Below are 16,872 nucleotides of genomic sequence, written 5' to 3' on the forward strand. Positions count from 1 at the left end.
GTCAGAGCAATCCTTCCATCAGATGAACTTTGACCTTGCGGGCGGCGACGTCGACTTCCTTGACAACATCGTCGATATACGGCAGCAGCAAATCTCCGCCCTTGGGACGCTTAACGACCCAGACATCGTTCGCGCCGGGGGACAGAATCTCCTTGACGAAGCCCAGCTCCTCGCCTTCCTCCGTGAAGACGGCGCAGCCGATAATATCGCTCAGATAATATTCGTCTTTCTCGAGCTCCACGCGGTCCTCGGCTTCGACCTTAAGCTCCCAGCCCTTATACTTCTCGACCTGGTTGATGTCGTCCCAGCCCTTCAGCCGGACCACGAACATGTTTTTTTGCTCGCGGGCGCTGACGACCTCGACCTCAGCAGGCTGCCCGCCGGCTTCCGGATTCACGAGAAGCAGCTTGCTGCCCGCGCGGAATCGCACATCCGGAAAGTCCGTCTGCGGCCACACCTTGATCTCGCCCCGCACGCCGTGCGTGTTGACGATTTTACCGACGTTCAGCAGTTGTTGCTCCGACAAGGGAACGCCCCCTTTTACGATAGAATATCCCGATACGCTGCCTGCGCATACGGCAACGCGACGCCTCAAAGGACGAAAAAGCCCGGTACGCTGTTCGCGCGCCCGGACTTCAGCTGCTGCTATTCGGATACGATGTCCACGATGACGCGTTTGTGGGTCTTGACCGCGGCGGACGAGACGACCGTGCGCAGCGCCTTCGCAATCCGCCCCTGCTTGCCGATGACCTTGCCGACATCGCCGGGATGAACGGTAAGCTCGTACACCAGGCCTCGCGCGTCTTCCTTGACCTGAATTCGTACGTCTTCCGGATGATCCACCAATGCCTGTGCAATAACCCGTATGAGTTGTTCCATGGCCGTCAGCCTCCGGTAAATCCGACGTCTTACTTCGAGAGCTTGGATTCGTGGAACTTCTTCAGAACGCCAGCCTTGCTCAGGAGATTGCGGACCGTATCGGACGCTTGCGCGCCGGATTGCAGCCACTTCAGTGCCTTCTCCTCGTCGATCTTCACTTCGGCCGGTTGAGCGACCGGGTTGTAGATGCCGATCTCCTCGATGAAGCGGCCGTCGCGCGGGGAGCGGGAATCAGCTACGACCACGCGGTAGAAAGGGGCTTTGTGAGCGCCCATACGCTTAAGACGAATGCGAGTTGCCATTTTAAACTTTCACCTCCTTAACGAGATCTCGATCCTTGGAACGCTTAGAAAGGAAACTTCATGCCCTTGCCGCCTTTGCCGCCGAGCAGATTTTTGAGGCCCTTCATCCCGCCTTTGGGTCCCTTGGGTCCCATCATGCCGGAAAATTGCTTCATCATCTTCTTCATGTCCTCGAACTGCTTGAGCAGACGGTTAACGTCGGCGACGGTCGTGCCGCTGCCGGCCGCGATCCGCTTGCGCCTGCTGTAGTTGATCATGTCGGGCTTCTGCTTCTCCGCCTTCGTCATCGACTTGGCGATCGCCTCGGTGCGGGAGATCTGCTTCTCGTCGATCTTGAAGTTCGGATTGGCCTTCAGCTTGTTCATGCCGGGCATCATATCGAGCAGCTGGTCGAGCGGCCCCATCTTGCGGACCTGCTCCATCTGCTCAAGGAAGTCGTCGAAGGTGAATTCGGCCGTGCGCATCTTGCGCTCGAGCTCCTTCGCCTTCTCCTCGTCGATGTTGGTCTGCGCTTTCTCGATAAGAGACAGCATGTCGCCCATGCCGAGGATCCGCGACGCCATCCGGTCGGGGTGGAACGCCTCGAGCTGGTCGATCTTCTCGCCCGTGGAGGCGAACTTGATCGGGCAGCCCGTGACCGCCTTGACCGACAGCGCGGCGCCGCCGCGGGTGTCGCCGTCGAGCTTGGTCAGCACGACGCCGGTCAGCGCGAGCTGCTCATGGAAGCTCTTGGCCACGTTGACGGCCTCTTGGCCCGTCATGGCGTCGACAACCAGCAGTACCTCGTCGGGATTAACGGCCGCGTGAATCTGCTTGATCTCTTCCATTAGCGCTTCGTCGATCTGCAGACGGCCCGCGGTATCGATGAGCACGTAGTCGCGGCCCTCTTCCTTGGCGCGCGCTACGCCCTGCCGGGCGATCTCGACCGGGCTGACCTGGTCGCCCAGGGAGAATACCGGCACGTCGATCTGTCCGCCGAGCACCTGAAGCTGCTTGATCGCGGCTGGTCGGTAGATATCGCCGGCTACAAGCAGCGGCTTGTGGTTCTGCGACTGCAGCTGCTTGGCGAGCTTGCCGACGAGCGTCGTCTTGCCCGCGCCCTGCAGGCCTGCCATCAGAACGACCGTAGGCGGCCGGTTGGACTTGGCCAGCTTGGACTGGGTGCCGCCCATCAGCTCGATCAGTTCCTTGTGGACGATATCGACCACGACCATGCCGGGCGTGAAGCTCTTCGTCACTTCCAATCCGACGGCTTTCTCTTTTACTTTTGCGATGAAGTCCTTCACGACTTTGAAGTTAACGTCGGCCTCCAGCAGCGCCAGCCTTACCTCGCGCATCGCCTCGTTGACATCGTCTTCGGACAGCTTGCCCTTGCCCCGAAGCTTGCCGAACACGTTCTGGAGCCTTGTCGTCAAACCCTCGAATGCCATAAACCGGTCCCTCCCTTCTTCGAAAATATCGCATCTATTCGTTCAATCATATCATTTGTCGGGTTCGCGTTCAAAGATCGCCGTCTTCCGATCCGCGGAGGCCTGCGGCCGTCCTGGCCAGCGCTTCGCGATGCGGCTCCGGGAGCGCGCCGATCTGCCGGTCGAGCGTATCGAGCCAGCCGTGCAGCCGCACGTGCCGCGCCATGAGTCCCAGCTTGTCCTCGTAGCCCTCGAGCGCCTGCTCCGCCCGCTTCAGATGCTCGTAGACCGCCTGTCGGCTGATCTCGAAGTCCGACGCGATCTCGCCGAGCGAGTAATCGTCGTGGTAATAAAACTTCAGAAACGTCTGCTGCTTGTCGGTCAGCAGCGGCCCGTAAAAATCGAACAGCATGTTCATCCGGGTCGTCTTCGCGAGTGCGCGCTCTCCCTGCATCACGATCACTCCTATGCTGTCAAGGGAAACGACTTGACACGCCGCGTCCGAAAACTATCATAAGCCTTCGCTCGAACGATGTCAAGGCAAATACCTTAACACAACAAAAAGAACCCATGCCTGCGTAAGCGAGGCAATGGGTTCCGGGCGCTCGGGTCGATTAACGTCTTATGAAATAGCCGAGCAACTTCTCCGTCTCCGGATCAAAGACGATCGTCAGCGGCCCGATCAACGGATCTTGATCCGTGCTGTAATTAACGGCGATCAGCTTGCCGCCGGCCGCCTTGATTTCTTCGACGCGCTTCTTGGCGGCGTCGTCGGCCGGCATCAGACCGGCTGCGTCAGCTTCGATCACGGCCACCTGGGCATCTTCCTTTTTGGTCAGCAGATGCGGAAGCTGCTCGGCCGGTACGAGCTTCCAGGCGATCTCGCGGTAAGCCGCGATTTGTTCGGCCGTCGGCTGCTGCTCCAGCACGACGACCGTATCAAGCGCCGAGACCTGTCCTTCGGTGATCGTAGGGCCGTAATAAGCGCGAACCGGCGTTCCCGGCTTGATCTGCGTCCAGTCGGCAGACCGGCCTTCCTTGTCGACGAGTCTCGTCTCCTTGCCGGACTGCAGCGTAAGCACGGGCGTATCGACGCCGTTCTTCAGCTCGGAAAACTGAATGCGCCAGCCGCCGTCCGCTTTTTCCACGGAATAGACCGCCTGTTCCTTGACCAGCCGTTCGGCCGTTACGTTCACGGAAGCCGCATGGGACTGTCCCGGGTAGCTCTTTGCGATGGCCGGTCCGTACTGGGCAATGATATGCATGCCCGCCTTCAGATCGGAGGCCGCGATCGTTTTTCCGTCCGCACCGGTTATGGTCGACTTGGCGTCGGCCGTCAGAATGATCCAGGCGTTCGGCCCTGTGCCGAGCACCTCAAGTCTTACGCCGCCGCCTGCGGTCGCGGTCGCGCTCTCTACGACGCCGGAGATCATCGCATAGTCCGCCTCTCCGACCGGCGCGTTTTTGCTTGTCAAGTCCAGCTGCTTCTGATTCCACGAGATGCCGTAGCCGAACGCATCAGCCGCATCGCGCACCGGAATATAGGCTTTTCCGTCGATATAAACCGGGTGAAGCTGGGTCTGCTCCCCATTGACCGTGACTGTGATATCCCCGCGGAGCTGGCCGCTTACTTTCTCGATCAGACCCGCCGCACTGGCGCCCGTCGTCGCAAGCAGTCCGGCCGCGGTCGCGAGTATGATCCATTTTTGCTTTTTCATATAAGTATGCTCCCTTCGAACGTGAATTGCGCAGCGATCAAGCGCTTGCACGGTCACTGACGCGGCGTCGCGTCCAAAAGTTACACCTCTTGAGCGATTTCGTCCATTTTTTATAAAGAAATATTCAGCTCCTGGGCTACGGACCTGATATAGCGCGCGGCTTCCGCGGCTTCCTCGGGCGCATGCAAGTGTTCGACAATCAGCGAAGTATCGGAGTCCAGCTTATCGAGCTCTCGGAGAAAGGTCCGGTAGTCCAGCGCGCCGCGGCCGGGCACGACCTCGTCGAGATGCACCGTCAGCTTGCCGGCAAGCCGGATGTCCTTGGCGTGGCAGTTGCGGATATACGGGCCTAGCTTGGCGAAAAAGTCGCGGATCATGTCGCCGTTCTTATAGTAAATTCTCGGACTTGCGATCATGTTGACCGGATCGAAATGAACCGCGAACGCCTGACGGTCGATCGCCTTGAGCAGCGCAAGGTACGAATCCGCGGAATCCGGAAAAATCCACGGCATCGTCTCCAGCGCAAAATAAGTGCGCGTCGGACGCACGGCGTCGATAATCTCGCGTACCGTGTCTACGATAAGCGCGAAAGTGTCTTCGGAAAAGTTGTCAGGGTGCGGCCCGTCCCATTGATCGCCGCGCGACCCGGCGATGTTGACGCAGCAGCGCGCGCCGACCGTATCCGAGAGCGCAAGCCGCCGCTTACAATGCGCGAGCGCCTCCTGACGAACCGTTTCGTCCGCGCTGATCGGGTTGCTCCAGGCGCCGACCTCCGAGATCGTGATGTCGTTCGCCTCCGCGGCCCGCACATAGGCGCGCACGATATCCTCGGAAGTATCGGGCAAGTCGGGGCATACCGCAGACCGATAGCCTCCCTTTAGCACCTCGTTCACCCAGGCTTCGGGCGTGCTCGTATCTCCGAAAAGCTGGCTGCCCAGTCGCATGCTTTACATCCTCCCTGTTCGTTTTCGAGTATGCAGCGCGTCGTCGCCTCAGTGCCTTTGCCGAATTCGGATGTCCGATTGCACCAATAATATTGCATAATATGCTCAGCTCTAAATTCTTCTGAACGCGCGTTTAAACGACATCAGTATAGCAGATGGCGCTCACAATTTAAACTTATCCCCTTCGCTTAAGGACAGGTCAGATCGAACGCTCGACTGACCGATGTTCAACCTTAATCCTCCAATCCCGCCTGGGGGTGGACACAGTTGCACGGCAGAACCGTGTAACTTCGGGCAAAATGCGGACTGCGAGGGTAGTTGTGCGGCAGAACCGTGTAACTTCGGGCAAAATGTGGGCTGCGAGGGCAGTTGCACGGCAGAACCGTGTAACTTCGGACAAAATGCAGAATGCCAGGGCGGTTGCGCGGCAGAACCGCGCAACTTCAGGCAAAATGCGGACTGCGAGGGCAGTTGAGCGGCAGAACCGTGTAACTTCGGACAAAATGCGGACTGCGAGGGCAGTTGCGCTCGTTAAAACAGGTAGTTCTCCTGCAGCAGTACCTCCTTCAATACGCGGGAAAGTGCCGATAAATGCACAAAGGCGTTAACGCCCTCTCTGCGACACCTCGGACTGTACCGATACGCGCAAAAAGGCGTTAACGCCCTCTCTGCGACACCTCGGACTGTACCGATACGCGCAAAAAGGCGTTAACGCCCTCTCTGCGACACCTCGGACTGTACCGATACGCGCAAAAAGGCGCTAACGCCCTCTCTGCGACACCTCGGACTGTACCGATACGCGCAAAAAGGCGTTAACGCCCTCTCTGCGACACCTCGGACTGTACCGATACGCGCAAAAAGGCGTTAACGCCCTCTCTGCGACACCTCGGACTGTACCGATACGCGCAAAAAGGCGCTAACGCCCTCTCTGCGACACCTCGGACTGTACCGATACGCGCAAAAAGGCGTTAACGCCCTCTCTGCGACACCTCGGACTGTACCGATACGCGCAAAAAGGCGTTAACGCCCTCTCTGCGACACCTCGGACTGTACCGATACGCGCAAAAAGGCGCTAACGCCCTCTCTGCGACACCTCGGACTGTACCGATACGCGCAAAAAGGCGTTAACGCCCTCTCTGCGACACCTCGGACTGTACCGATACGCGCAAAAAGGCGTTAACGCCCTCTCTGCGACACCTCGGACTGTACCGATACGCGCAAAAAGGCGCTAACGCCCTCTCTGCGACACCTCGGACTGTACCGATACGCGCAAAAAGGCGCTAACGCCCTCTCTGCGACACCTCGGACTGTTCCGATACGCGCAAAAAGGCGCTAACGCCATCTCTGCGACACCTCGGACTGTTCCGATACGCGCAAAAAGGCACTAACGCCATCTCTGTGACACCTCGGACTGTTCCGATACGCGCAAAAAGGCGCTAACGCCATCTCTGCGACACCTCGGACTGTGCCGATACGCGCAAAAAGGCATTAACGCATGTTGTAAAATAGTGCTCATCCATTGCAAAACGATCGTCGCTACCGCGTACCCCCCGCACATGCGAGCTATCACCGCAAACGAGGCTTTAGTGCTTCACTTCACTTCGCCAGCCTCGTATACGTCCAGCGCCGCCTGCACGGCCGCGCCGGCCTTGACCTTTGCGCCGTGCCGCGCGAGTACGGCCTCGAACGCGCCAAGCAGCCGCAGAACATTGTCCCGCCTGCAGCTGTAGCCCATCGTGCCGATGCGCCAGATCCGGCCCTTGAGCGGACCGAAGGAGCTGGCGATCTCGATGCCGAACATCGACAGCAGCATCGCGCGCACGGATTCGCCGTCCACGCCTTCGGGAATTTCCACACAGGTAACGACTGTCATCTTGCACGACGGGTCTCCGTACAGGCGCATGCCCATCGCTTCCAGCCCCGCGACGAGCGCGGCCTCGTGAGTGCGGTGCCGCTTCCACCGCATCTCCAGCCCTTCCTGCAGCACGATGCGCAGCCCTTCGCGCAGGCCGTAAAGCATGCAGGTCATCTCCGTATGATGATTCAGCCGCGCGGCGCTCCAATAGTCTTGCAGCTGGGCCAGATCCAGATAGTTGCTCTGGATGAAGCGGCGCCCTTCCTCCGGCTCGGCGTTCGCCATGCCCGGTACGCGAAGGCCGCGCTCCACCCGTTTGCGGGCGAGCACCTTCGCTTCGACGCGCGCGTTGTAGGTGATCGGCGCCATGCCGGAGGGCACGGACAGGCACTTCTGCGTGCCGCCGACCACGGCGTCGAGCAGCCAGGCGTCCGTCTCAACGGGCACGCCGCCGAGCGTCGCGACTGCGTCGACGACGAGCAGCGCGTCCGTCTCGCGGCAAGCCGCACCAATGCCGTCGAGCAGCTGCACGCGGCCCGTCGACGTTTCGCCGTGCACGACGGCGACGAGCTGCGGCCGCTCGCGCCGGATCGCGTCGGCAATATCCGCCGGCTCGAACACGCGGCCCCACTCCTGCTCCAGCGTCACGACCTCGGCGCCGCAGCGCTCCGCGATCTCGTGCAGCAAATGGCCAAATCGCCCGTAAATCGGCACCAGCACCTTGTCGCCGGGCTCGATCAGGCTCGTCAATACCGCCTCGATGCCGGAGCGGGACGTGCCGTCCACCGGATACGCCCAGCGATTGTCGGTCCGGAAGACGAGCCGCAGCATTTCCATCGTATCGTTCATGAGCGCGGTGAATTCGGGATCGAACTGTCCGAGAATCGGATAGGACAGCGCGCGCAGCACGCGGGGATCGACCTCGACAGGTCCGGGCGTCATGATCGTGCGGGGCGAGGGGGACAATTCAGCGTATGCTTTCATGAAATCTACTCCTTGTAAGCCAGATCGTACAGGACGGAAACAAGCACGGCCGCCCCTTCGGCGAGCTGCTCGGGCGATGTGTATTCATCGGGCGAATGGCTGATTCCTGCCCGGCTTGGCACAAAAATCATCGTCGTCGGACAAAGCGGCGCCATTAGCTGCGCATCGTGCCCGGCGCCGCTCACCATGCGCTGGTAGGAAAGCGACAGCCCGGCGCAGGCCGCCTCGACGCGGGCGGTCAGCCGCTCGTTCATAGGCACAGGCTTGGTCGCGAGCCAAGGCGTCACGGCAAGCCGCAGCCGCCGCCGGTCCGTGATCCGCTGAATCTCGCTGAGCACAAGATCGGAGAAAGCCGACAGGCTCCATTCGTCCGAATGGCGGATGTCGAGCGTCATTTCGACATAGCCGGGAATGACGTTCGGCGTATTCGGGCGCGCTTCGATCTTGCCGACCGTAGCGACGAGCGGCTCCCCCCACGACGAGGCGAGCGATTCCAGCTTCAGTGCGATCTCCGCCGCGCCGGCGAGCGCATCCTGACGGAGCGTCATCGGCGTCGTGCCCGCATGGTTGGCCGCGCCCTCGATCGACAGCGCATACCTGCGCTGCCCGACGATCGACTCGACGATGCCGATGCGCCGGTTGCGGTGTTCGAGCACGAGCCCCTGTTCGATATGGAGCTCGACAAAACCCGCAAGCGGCGCAAGCCGGCAATCCGGGCCGTCCGCGCGTCCGAAGCCGGAGGCTTGCATCGCCTCCTCGAGGGAAACCCCGTCCTCGTCCTTGTAGCTGCCGGCCTGACGCCAGTCATAAATGCCAGTCGCGTTGCCGGAGCCCCAGTAGGCGATCGGAAACCGGCTCCCTTCTTCTTCGCAAAAAGAGACGACTTCAAGCGGACGTAACGGCTTGCCGTGAGTCCGGCGCAAATAGCCGAGCGCCGCGATGCCGGCTGCGATGCCGTAAGTGCCGTCGAATCGGCCGCCATGCCGCACGGAGTCGACATGCGAACCGGTCAAGACGGCCGCCTCGCTATCGCGTTCACCCGCGAGACGCCCGTAAAGATTGCCGACATTGTCGTACCGGACCGATAACCCCGCTTCCTCCATACGGGCGGCGAGCGCCGCCTGCGCGCTGAGCCAGGATACGCCATACAGCGGCCTGGTGACGCCGGGATTCTCGGGTTCGTCCGTATGGACGGCCATCTCGCCTAGCAGCGTGAGCATCTCTTCTTTTAAGGCATGGATCGGAATATCGGACAGGCTCATCTTTCGTTCACCCTTTCCTTCAACGGACTTAACAGCTCGCCGCCGCCCGCGCGAACGATGCCGCCGCCGTTAAGCGAATAAACCAGCTGGCCGCGCACGAACGTATTTACGACCCTGCAAGAAAAAGTTCTTCCAATGTAGGGGCTATGGCGATGCCGCTGGTACAGGTCCTCGCGCCTCAGCGTATAAGCGGCACCCGGATCGACGATCGCCAGATCGGCATCGCGTCCGACCGCGATGCGTCCTTTGCGGTCGTCCAAGCCGAACCGTTTGGCAGGACCGTCGGCCATCAGTTTGGCGATGACCGGCAGCGGGAGCCCCCGCTTCACGGCCCCTTCGTCCAGCATCAGCTCCAGACTGCTCTGTGCGCCTGCGATGCCTCCCCAGGCGCTCATAAACGTGCGGCCCTCCATCGACTTCCAGGCCTCCGGCGACGGCGAATGGTCCGAGGCGATCACGTCGATCGAGCCCTCGGCGATTTGCTGCCACAGCCGCTCGCGGCGCGCATCGTCGCGCATCGGCGGCGCGCACTTCGCAGCGGGTCCGATCCGCTCCATGTCCCGGTCGCTGAGCACGAGATAGTGCGGGCAAGTCTCGGCCGTGACGTCGAGCCCTTCGCGCCTTGCCTGTGCGATCAGTTCCACCGCCTCCGGGCTGCTCATATGCACGAAGTGAAGACGGCAACCCGTCTCCCGCGCGAACAGCAGGGCGCGACCCACCGCCTCCAGCTCCGCGACGACGGGACGGGTGGCGATGAAGTCCGCCGCGTCCGTCCGGCCATCGGCGGCCGCCTTCTCCGCTAGACGGGAGGTGATCGCTTCGCTCTCGGCATGAAGGCCTAGCAGGCCGTCGAACGATGCGATCGTCCGCATGCCCTCCAGCAGCGTCAGGTCGTCGACTTCGCGGAAGCGGTCCTCCGTCTCCCCGCCCGGATCGGACAAAAACGCCTTGAAGGCTTTGACCCCCGACTCGTGAAGCGGCTGAAGGTCGCTGACATTGCCCGGCACGAGCCCGCCCCAAAAGGCGTAGTCGACGCTCGATACGCCTGCTGCGCGATCGGCCTTCATCGCCAGCGCCTCCACGTTGACGGTCGGCGGCAAGCCGTTAAGCGGCATATCTACGAACGTCGTGCAGCCGCCGGCCGCAAGCGCCGCGGAGCCGGACGCAAAGCCTTCCCAATGCCCCATGCCCGGCTCGTTCAGATGCACATGCGCGTCCACCACGCCCGGAAGCACCCATTTCCCGCGCGCATCTACGATCTCTATGCCAGGTCCCGCGCTGAGCTCTGCGCCGATCGCGGCAATCTTGCCGCCTCTGATGCCGATGTCCAGAAACGCCGCTTCTTCCGGCAGCGCGACGAAACCGCCTTTCACGATCAGATCGTAGTCCTTTCCCATCGCTTGCCTCCCCTTCGGCCAAAGCCGCCTTCAACTGCCCCGGTACGTGCTGTAGCCGCCCGGCGAGACGAGCAGCGGCACATGATAATGACTCGACGGCTCCGATACCTCGAACCGAATCGGCACTTGCCCCAAGAAAAACGCATGCGCGTTCCCCCGGAAATAATCGCCGACGCCAAACAGCAGCTCGTAAGTTCCTTCGGCAAGCAGATCGCCTTCCAGCAGCGGAGCGTCCAACCTGCCGTCCTCGTTTGTGAACGCCTCACGGAGCAGCGTCCGTGCCGACAGGCCTTCGCCGATTCCGAATAACTGCACCCGCATACCTGCCGCAGGCCGCCCGATCGACGTATCGAGCACATGGGTCGTCAGTTTGCCGTTCACGCGCGCCGCCTCCTTTCTATTCGCCCGCCACCAGATCCGCTAGCCTGAAGCCCGTAATACGCGCAATTTGCGAGACCGCTTCCGCCAGCTCCCGCTCTGCGTCATGGTTCACGCGCGTCCTCATCGCTTCCAGTATCTCTTCCTTGCTTTTGCCTTTTACGGCGAGTATGAACGGGAAGCCGAAACGCTCCACGTACGTCTGATTCAGATGCGTAAAAATCTCGTACTCCTCCGCCGTCAAGCGGTCGAGCCCCGCGCCCGCCTGCTCCGAGGCCGAATAGGGCGTGACGGCAAGCCGCGTCCCAAGGTCCGGGTGCGCCCGCAAAAACGCGATCAGCCGCGCCCTAGGCGCGTCGCGGACGACGTCCATCATCGCTTGGTGAAGCGCGCCGACCGATAGGTAAGGACGCGCCGCCCAAGCGGCCTCCGCCACCCACGGCGAGTGCTCGAACACGCTGCCTAACGCCTCCACGAAGGACCCGCGCTCAAGTCCGTTTACGACCGACAGCGTCAGCATGCCTTCCCTGGCGCCGCTCATTTCCAATAGCCCTCGTGTACCGCGACGACCTCTTGCTCGACCTCGGAAAAAGGACCGACGACCTCGATCGGCTTGCGTCCTCTCGCCAAAATGTCCCGGCAGGGCAGATCCAGCGTCAGGTTCTGCTCGTCGTCGCCGGTCAGCTCGGCCAGCCGATGCTCGGAGATGCCGTATACTACGCGCCCGACATTGCCCCAGTAGATCGCCCCGCTGCACATGGCGCATGGCTCGGCCGTCGAATAGAGCGTGCAGCGCCACAAAAAGTCTTTCGGGTACGCATGCGATGCGCGCTGCATCAGCGATGTCTCCGCGTGGCCGGTACAGACATGGGCAGTAATCTCGATATTGCCCTGCTCCATGAGCACCTCGCCGTCAGGACCGACGAGCAGGCTGCCGAACGGCGTATTGCCTGCCGACCGCGCCTGACGCGACACCTCGACGCATTTGCGGATATAAAATAAATGAAGCTCCTTTTCGTTGCCGCTCATCCCGTTTGCTCCTTTTTCAGCGCGATCGCTTTATTAACGGCCCGCCGAATGCCGCCGTAGCCGGTGCATCTGCACAAATTGCCCGACAGCGCCTCCTCGATATCGGCGTCGCTCGGCGACGGATCGTGCGCCAGCATCGCGGTAACGGTCACGACCATCCCCGGCGTGCAATAGCCGCATTGATAGCCGCCCTCCTCAAGGAAGCACTGCTGAACCTGCGTCAAGCCCCCTTCCGATAGGCCTTCGATCGTCGTGACCGATTTGCCCTCGCATTGGTAGGCCATCGCGAGACAGGAATTGACCGGCTTGCCGTCCACGAGCACCATGCAGGCGCCGCAGCGCCCCATCTCGCAGGACCGCTTCGTGCCGGTAAGGCCCAGATCGTCGCGCAGCACGTGAAGCAGCCGCTTCGTCGGCGGGACGGCCAGCGCCGTATCCTTGCCGTTCACGTTGATGATCAGCGTTGGAATCGGATCCGCCGACATCGGCACCCTCTCGATCATCTTGCTCGCCTCCTTGCTGCTGCACCCGCGTGCAGGATTAGCTTAAGTTGTTAGAAGCAAAACGGCTCCTGCAGCTGCGCAGGATCGATCGGCAGCTTGTTCACGCGCTTGCCGGTCGCCTGGTAGACAGCCTCCGCGATCGCCGGCGCCAAGCCCACCGAGCCCAGCTCTCCGAGCCCGCGAGGCCCGTGCTCGTCGCCTTCGGGCAATTCCTCGATCGCGTCCACAGTCACGCAGCCGTTTTGCTCGACGATCGTGGGTACGAGGTAGGTGTCCAGATTTTTGGTCAAGTAATGCCCGCCGCTCATCACCGCGTCCTCCGTCAGCGCGAAGCCGAGCGCCATGCTGCCCCCTCCCTCGATCTGACCGAGGTAGCCTTGCGGATTCACGACCGGGCCTGCGGCGACGGCGTGGTATTGCTCGGCGACATGCACGCGGCCGGTCAGCGTGTTCACTTCGACCTCCACCGCGACGGCGGCATACGAGTACATATAATGCGCGCCGACCCGGTCGACTGGAGACGTCGGATAAGTGAAGTGCGTCTGCGCAGCGATCTGCCGTCCGGCGGTCTCGGCGAGCGCGGCGAGTCCGGCGTAACTGATGAGCAGACGATCGTCCCCGGCGCCGCGGATGCCGCCTTCGCCGATCGCGAGCGTCTCCGCGGGCAGTCCCAACGCGCCCGAAGCCTCCTCGAGCAGCTTGCCGACAAAAGGGCCGCGCAGCCTGCGGAGCGATTGCCACATCATGCTCGTCGCACGCGAGGCGGTCGTGGAACCGCTGTCGGGGACGACGTCGGTATCCCCGATCGTGATGACGATGTCCCGCTCGGAGAAGCCGAACATCTCGATCAGCATCTGCATGAGCGACGCGATCAGGCCTTGGCCGAATTCCTCATAGCCGAAGACGGCTTCGATCTTCCCGTCGATCCGCAGCTGCAGCCGCCCGCCGGCAGGATCGGGAATGCCGACGCCGAGTCCCGAGGCATGCATGACGTAGGCTGCTCCGATCCCCCGTTTTATCCAAGGCGCTGACGGCGCCGGCGTAGATCGTTCGCTTCTTTTTCGCCAGAGCGCGCTCTCCGCGAGCGACCCCCACGTCTGGCCGGCGCCGCCCGTCACCGAGATCGGTTGTCCGAGCGGCCCCGGATCTTCCGCGCGCCGCAGGTTGCGGCGCCGGAGCTCCCACGGGTCCATGCCGAGCAGCGCTGCCAGCCGATCGAGCTGTCCCTCCAGCGCGAAGATCGCCTGATTGCCGCCGAAGCCTCTGAACTCACCGGACATCCCGTTGTTCGTGAAGGCCGACACGGTATCCACGTCGACCGCCTTGAAGCGGTACGGTCCGACGACATGCTCCGTCGCGAAGTTCAGCACCTCTGCGCCGAGCGTCGAATAAGGCCCTTTGTCGGCGATGACGTACGCCCGATGCGCGACGAGCCTTCCTTCGGCGTCCACGCCCGTTTTCATCGTTATTTTCATCGGATGGCGCTTGAGGCCGGCGCGCACCGATTCCCACCTGGAGTTGTGGAGCTTTACGGGCCGGCCGGTCGCCAGCGCCAGCAAGGCGCCGTAAGGCTGCACGTTCAACTCGTCCTTGCCGCCGAACGAGCCGCCGATCGGGCTGGACACGACGCGGATCTCGGCCTCGGGCTTCGCCAGGATGCGAGCAAGCTGCATCCGGTCCATGAAACCGTGCTGCGTCGGGGAGTAGGCCGTCAGCCTGCCGTCCTCACCCGGCACGAACAGGCCGCCTTCGGTCTCCATATACGTATGCATCTGCCTGGGCGTGGAATAAGTCTCCTCTACGATATGCGCAGCTTCGGCGAAGCCGGCTTCGATATCCCCGAACTTGTAATCGTTGCGGTGGAACACGTTGCCTTCAGGGTACAACAGCGGCGAGTCTGCCAGGATGGCGCGCTCCGGATCGTCCACGACCGGCAGCGGCTCGTAGTCGACCTCGATCGCCGCTAGCGCGAGCTCCGCCAGCTCGTCGGAATCCGCGGCGACGGCCGCGACGGCATCGCCGATGAAGCGGACGCGGTCCTCGCAGAAGACCGGGTAGTCGGGCCGGGCGATGCCGAAGCGATTCAGTCCAGGCACGTCCTTCGCGGTAAGAACCGCGTGCACGCCGGGCAGCGCCAGCGCCTTCGATACGTCGATGCCGCGAATGAGCGCATGCGGATGCGTGCTGCGAAGCACCCGTCCGATCAGCATGTTCGGCAGCGACAAATCCGTCAGATATTCCAGCTCTCCAGTGACCTTGGCAGGACCGTCGGGACGGATGCGCCAGCGGCGGCCGCTCGTCATGCGGTTCAGCAGCATGACTCTCCCCCCTCTTCGGACGCGCGGGCATCGCGCCCCGCCTCCCATAGCGCGGCCGCGACGAGATTGGCCGCCGTCATCCGCCGGAACGCTTCGTCGACCAGCGGATCCGGCTTGGGCGCATATTCCTCCTGGACAGCCGCATGCAGCGCCGAGAGGAGCGCAGCGTCAGCCGTTCGGCCCCGCATCAGCGCTTCGGCTGCCGTCAGGCGCGCCGGAATCATCGTTCCGCCGCCGGCCGCGATGCGAATGTCCGCGACCACGCCGCCTTCGTCGAACGCGACGTCCAGCGCCACGTTCACGACCGGCGGGATAAAGGCTTCCCGGCGGCCGACTTTATGAAAAGCGCAATAGCGCCTTGTCTTCGAGTTTACGGTTATGCCGTCCCTTGCCGGCAGCAGAATCGCAGTAAGCAGACCCGGCGCGCCGCCTGAGCCTTCCCGTTCGCGATCCAGCCAAGCCGATAATGGTTCTGCAAGCGTACCGGCAAAGTCCAGCCAGATGAGCTGCGCATCCAGCGCGAGCAGCGCGGTCGCCATATCGCCCGTGCGGGAAAGCACGTTGCCGCCGATCGTCGCCAGGTTGCGAACCGCCGGAGCCGCGATGACGCGGGCGGCTTCCTTCACGAGCGGAGAGGCCGCGGCAAGACCGGGATGACTGCGGCATTCCGCGAGCGACGTCAGCGCGCCGATTCGCCAGCCGCTGCCCGCCGTGTCCGGCGGCCCGACTCCGGTCATTTCCGCGACGCCGGCCAGATCGATCAGGTGCGCGGGGTAAGGGACGAGTCCGGCTTCCCACTGCGTACGCAGCAGCGTGCCTCCGGCTACGAATACCGCGCCCGCTCCCAGCTCCCGCTTCAGCCGCCAGGCCTCTTCGGCGGTTGACGGATGTCGGACGGAGGGAGACCGTATGAGTTGTTCTTGCGGATGCGCCATCGTACGCTCCCCCTTTTGTCACAGCTAGAATCGCTGTTCGCGAATGTATGGCAGACCGAGCGATTGCGGCGTGCCCGACAGCTTGTTGCGGCTGCGCCAGCCGAGATACATAAGCACGAGAATCGTGACGATGTAAGGAATCATCTTGAGAAAGTATGAAGGGATCTCGCTGCCGATGAGCTGAATCTTGAAGCCGATCGTGTCCATCGCGCCGAAGAAGTATGCGCACAGCAGCGCGCGCACCGGATTCCAGCGGGCGAAGATGATGAGCGCGACGGCGATCCAGCCCCGGCCGGCAGTCATCCCTTCGGTCCAGGTCGGCGAATATGCGAGGAGCATGTCGGCGCCGGCCAGGCCGATCAGAATCGTGCCGACGATGACGTAGCCGTAGCGCAAGGTTTGCACGCGGATGCCCATGACATCGGCCGTCGCCGGATTGTCGCCGATGGCGCGCAGGTGCAAGCCCCAGGAGGTGCGATGAATGAACAAGTGAAGGATGACGACCAGCGCGAAGCTGAACCAGGTAAGCACGTTCAGATGGCCGAATACGTCGCCGAGGAACGGTACGCCGTCCAAAAAGCTCAGATCGAGCTTAGGCACCGAGCCCGGAATCGGCGTGCCTGCAACCGACTTGCCGAGGTAGGCGCTAAGGCCGGTGCCGAACAAGGTCATCGCAAGGCCGCTAACCGTCTGGTTGGCTCGAAGCGTCACCGTCAGAAAAGCGTGGACAAGTCCAAGCGCGATGCTGATGCCCGCGACCGCGAGCAGCGCGAGGGGCAGGCTGCCCGTATGGATAAACGTCATGCAGGAGATGACGGCGCCGAGCAGCATGATGCCTTCCGCGCCAAGCTGAATGATGCCGGAGCGTTCGATCAGGATGCCGCCGAGCGCGGCGAAGAGCAGCGGCGTGCCGGAAGAGATCGCGGCGATGACGATCTGCGTGAATGTGTCCATGTTCG

General features: G+C 62.3%; 17 protein-coding genes. All 17 read right to left on the reverse strand.

Annotated features, from left to right (window positions below; genetic code table 11):
- Position 1 precedes the first annotated feature (1 nt).
- The gene (gene rimM / locus KB449_RS14805; protein WP_282909115.1) at positions 2–526 is read right to left on the reverse strand and encodes a ribosome maturation factor RimM; all 525 of its coding nucleotides are present in this window, start codon (positions 524–526) and stop codon (positions 2–4) included.
- 119 nt (positions 527–645) lie between these two features.
- Positions 646–879, reverse strand: a complete 234-nt coding sequence (locus KB449_RS14810; RefSeq protein ID WP_090117411.1) for a KH domain-containing protein — start codon at positions 877–879, stop codon at positions 646–648.
- A 29-nt stretch (positions 880–908) separates the two neighbouring features.
- Positions 909–1,181 (reverse strand): 30S ribosomal protein S16, encoded by a 273-nt coding sequence (rpsP, locus tag KB449_RS14815; RefSeq protein ID WP_090117412.1) that lies wholly within the window; start codon positions 1,179–1,181, stop codon positions 909–911.
- Between the two features lie 44 nt (positions 1,182–1,225).
- Complete coding sequence (ffh, locus tag KB449_RS14820; RefSeq protein WP_282909116.1) at positions 1,226–2,611, reverse strand: signal recognition particle protein; 1,386 nt, start codon at positions 2,609–2,611, stop codon at positions 1,226–1,228.
- A gap of 70 nt (positions 2,612–2,681) precedes the next feature.
- Positions 2,682–3,044, reverse strand: a complete 363-nt coding sequence (gene ylxM / locus KB449_RS14825; protein ID WP_282909117.1) for a YlxM family DNA-binding protein — start codon at positions 3,042–3,044, stop codon at positions 2,682–2,684.
- Between the two features lie 160 nt (positions 3,045–3,204).
- The gene (locus KB449_RS14830; RefSeq protein WP_282909118.1) at positions 3,205–4,308 is read right to left on the reverse strand and encodes a stalk domain-containing protein; all 1,104 of its coding nucleotides are present in this window, start codon (positions 4,306–4,308) and stop codon (positions 3,205–3,207) included.
- 110 nt (positions 4,309–4,418) lie between these two features.
- A complete protein-coding gene (locus KB449_RS14835; protein WP_282909119.1) occupies positions 4,419–5,252 on the reverse strand; it encodes a sugar phosphate isomerase/epimerase family protein in 834 nt (277 codons plus the stop codon).
- A gap of 1,591 nt (positions 5,253–6,843) precedes the next feature.
- Positions 6,844–8,091 carry a pyridoxal-phosphate-dependent aminotransferase family protein gene (locus KB449_RS14840; protein ID WP_282909120.1) on the reverse strand — a complete coding sequence of 416 codons (1,248 nt, stop codon included), beginning with the start codon at positions 8,089–8,091 and terminating at the stop codon, positions 6,844–6,846.
- A gap of 5 nt (positions 8,092–8,096) precedes the next feature.
- Complete coding sequence (locus KB449_RS14845; protein WP_282909121.1) at positions 8,097–9,353, reverse strand: Zn-dependent hydrolase; 1,257 nt, start codon at positions 9,351–9,353, stop codon at positions 8,097–8,099.
- A complete protein-coding gene (gene allB, locus KB449_RS14850) occupies positions 9,350–10,750 on the reverse strand; it encodes an allantoinase AllB (RefSeq protein WP_282909122.1) in 1,401 nt (466 codons plus the stop codon). Before allB ends, KB449_RS14845 begins: the two co-directional genes overlap by 4 nt.
- A gap of 30 nt (positions 10,751–10,780) precedes the next feature.
- Positions 10,781–11,131: a hydroxyisourate hydrolase gene (gene uraH / locus KB449_RS14855; protein ID WP_282909123.1), complete on the reverse strand. Its 351-nt coding sequence runs from the start codon at positions 11,129–11,131 to the stop codon at positions 10,781–10,783.
- Between the two features lie 16 nt (positions 11,132–11,147).
- Positions 11,148–11,669, reverse strand: a complete 522-nt coding sequence (uraD, locus tag KB449_RS14860) for a 2-oxo-4-hydroxy-4-carboxy-5-ureidoimidazoline decarboxylase (protein WP_282909124.1) — start codon at positions 11,667–11,669, stop codon at positions 11,148–11,150.
- Positions 11,666–12,157 carry a nucleoside deaminase gene (locus KB449_RS14865; RefSeq protein ID WP_282909125.1) on the reverse strand — a complete coding sequence of 164 codons (492 nt, stop codon included), beginning with the start codon at positions 12,155–12,157 and terminating at the stop codon, positions 11,666–11,668. The genes uraD and KB449_RS14865 overlap by 4 nt, the downstream gene beginning before the upstream one ends.
- Positions 12,154–12,660 carry a (2Fe-2S)-binding protein gene (locus KB449_RS14870; RefSeq protein WP_282909126.1) on the reverse strand — a complete coding sequence of 169 codons (507 nt, stop codon included), beginning with the start codon at positions 12,658–12,660 and terminating at the stop codon, positions 12,154–12,156. Before KB449_RS14870 ends, KB449_RS14865 begins: the two co-directional genes overlap by 4 nt.
- Before the next feature lie 50 nt (positions 12,661–12,710).
- Complete coding sequence (gene pucD, locus KB449_RS14875) at positions 12,711–14,978, reverse strand: xanthine dehydrogenase subunit D (protein WP_282909127.1); 2,268 nt, start codon at positions 14,976–14,978, stop codon at positions 12,711–12,713.
- Entirely contained in the window at positions 14,969–15,913 is a 945-nt protein-coding gene (locus KB449_RS14880) for an FAD binding domain-containing protein (protein ID WP_282909128.1), read from the reverse strand. The genes pucD and KB449_RS14880 overlap by 10 nt, the downstream gene beginning before the upstream one ends.
- A gap of 24 nt (positions 15,914–15,937) precedes the next feature.
- Entirely contained in the window at positions 15,938–16,867 is a 930-nt protein-coding gene (locus tag KB449_RS14885; protein WP_282909129.1) for an ABC transporter permease, read from the reverse strand.
- Between the last annotated feature and the right edge of the window lie 5 nt (positions 16,868–16,872).

Source organism: Cohnella hashimotonis, assembly GCF_030014955.1.
Taxonomy (GTDB): Bacteria; Bacillota; Bacilli; order Paenibacillales; family Paenibacillaceae; genus Cohnella; species Cohnella hashimotonis.